Here is a 2035-nt window from a genome sequence, read left to right as displayed (position 1 = left end):
GCGGAAGACCCTCGCACACGAAGACCTATTTTTTAGGTAGGACGCGCCGAACCAAGTCAGATGTTTCGCCGCGCCACTCGGGAAATACCACTCTTCCGTTACGTCCGGACCGTCGTTTCTCGTGTTCGCAGCTTTAGTGCATGAGGTGTGTAGTGATCTTGATTCGTGGTTGATCGGGACCACGGCCAGTTGAGTGGCACGTGACGGTTCGATGTGTCGGGGGAGGGCGGAAGGTGAGCCGGGTACGGCTGATGGATGCGGCAGAACTTTTCTCGGACCTACCGGCGGGCCCCACATCCCCGTGCGGTCCGTCTGTGTGGCTCCGAGAGCGCCGCAGACGGACCGCACGCACCCGGAAACCCCGGGGGATAGGACACGGCGCTCTCCGGCGATCTCAGAGCCGAACCGGGGGGTCGGTGAGCGGTCCCGAGGCCGGCCTTTCCCGGTGTCAGAACTTCTGCAAGAGGTGTGTCCCGATTTTTGGCCGGACGAAACGATCACCGAAGAAGGACGGGAGTGCGCCCTACAGCGGAGCGTCCGGTCCCGCAGGGGGGGCGACCGGACGCTCCGCTGTAAATCCTCCCAGCTCTCGAGCCGGCTAGGGGAGCAAACGGGCGTGGTGTGCGGCTGTGGAGAGAGGTTCGTCGGCGCCGTTGAGGGCGAGGCCGGCATCGGCGAGTGAGTCGATCACTTCACGCACCGAGGTCTCGGTGTCCGCATCGAGGGTGTCCGCGTCGAACATGTTCACCAGCTCCGCCAAAGCGCGGAGCTCGGTGTGCACGGCGTTCAGCTGTGACTGCACCGCAACGATGCGGGCCGCGATCGTCTCGCTCACGCTGTCGCCTCCTCGGACTGGGACTGCTCCGCCTTACGCGCGTGGTGCAGGATCGTGCCGACGCCACCGACTGTCATGCCGACCTCCTCGGCGATCTCGCGCAGCTTCAGGCCCTGGGCGCGTAGTTCGAGCACCCGCTCCCGACGCTCGGCAGCGCGAGCGAGGTACTCCTCCCGCGGCTCGGCCATGATGCGACGCACTGTGCGAGACGACGCACCGATCCGCTCTGCGACCTCGCGGGCTGTGCGGGTGCGCCGAACTGGATTCTCAGCTCCCATCAGTGGCCTCCTTCCACACCAGATCGCGGTCGAACTTCGTCGCCCGCCGACGATTGGCCTCGATCTTCGCCGGTGTCATGACTTTGCCGCTCTTGCGGCCGCGGGCGGATTGCATGGCGACGAAGGTGGCCTCGTAGACGACCGGACCGTCGGCCCACATGCGTGATTTGGTGACGATCCAGCGATGGATGGAGGCTGCAATCGCGCGTACTTCGCTGTCGGGCAGGGGCTCGGAAAAGGCGGTATTGATTTGCGCGGCCTCAGCCCAGATCGCTCGGTCCAAACCAGCGGGATCGCCCCAGTGATAACGGATTTCGCGATAGGCCCAGGTTCGCGCTGACTCGAATAGTGCGCAGTTGCGACCGAGCCCGACCGGGTTCTCACGGCGTCGTTTGCTCTGCCTCCACCGCGGCGGGGGCATGTGCCGGCCGAGCCCGTGTTCGAGTTCGGCCAAGCTCCGCGGTGCGGGGTGGATCCAGTGCGTTGCCCATGCCGAATGGGTCGGGTTCTTGGTCATCAGACCCGAGTAAGCGGCATCACCGTCGACGGCCCGACGCAGTCCCTCGGTGACGGCAGCGGCGTAGGCGAGGGGTTTCCTGCGGGCGTACTCGGTGCGTGTGAACGGCTCGGTCAGTGCCCACACGGCGTGCGCGTGTCCGTTGCGGGGGTTCTCCACGATCGCGTTCGGCAGCGGATGGTTTCCTGCCGCCGACAGCGTCCGCAGTGCCGCGTCCGGGTGGTCGACATCGACGACCAACAGATTGCTCAGCGCCTGAGGGTTGGCCTCGAGATAGCGCCGTTCGAGCGCGTCATGGCGAGGCATCCGATACACCCCCAGCAACAAATCGTCCGTTGCCAGGGGCCACAGCGGCAGCCACAACTGTTCCCAATCCTCGGCGTGCGATCCCCCGCGGTCTGTCAT

3 protein-coding genes are annotated in these 2035 nt (G+C 65.6%); all 3 read right to left on the bottom strand.

Features of this window, described 5'->3' with window-relative positions; all coding sequences use genetic code 11:
• Positions 1–598 precede the first annotated feature (598 nt).
• Genes RBB84_RS25050 through RBB84_RS25040 form a run of 3 tightly spaced genes read right to left on the bottom strand, consistent with a single transcriptional unit; the run spans position 599 to position 2035 of the window.
• Positions 599–835, bottom strand: coding sequence for a hypothetical protein (locus RBB84_RS25050; RefSeq protein ID WP_024100494.1), 237 nt, complete (start codon positions 833–835; stop codon positions 599–601).
• Positions 832–1113 (bottom strand): sigma factor-like helix-turn-helix DNA-binding protein, encoded by a 282-nt coding sequence (locus RBB84_RS25045; RefSeq protein ID WP_024100496.1) that lies wholly within the window; start codon positions 1111–1113, stop codon positions 832–834. The genes RBB84_RS25050 and RBB84_RS25045 overlap by 4 nt, the downstream gene beginning before the upstream one ends.
• Positions 1103–2035 (bottom strand): replication initiation protein, encoded by a 933-nt coding sequence (locus RBB84_RS25040; protein ID WP_024100495.1) that lies wholly within the window; start codon positions 2033–2035, stop codon positions 1103–1105. The genes RBB84_RS25045 and RBB84_RS25040 overlap by 11 nt, the downstream gene beginning before the upstream one ends.

This window comes from Rhodococcus sp. D-6 (assembly GCF_040256695.1).
GTDB lineage: Bacteria > Actinomycetota > Actinomycetes > Mycobacteriales > Mycobacteriaceae > Rhodococcus > Rhodococcus pyridinivorans.
This window is presented reverse-complemented; position numbering and strand designations above follow the sequence as displayed.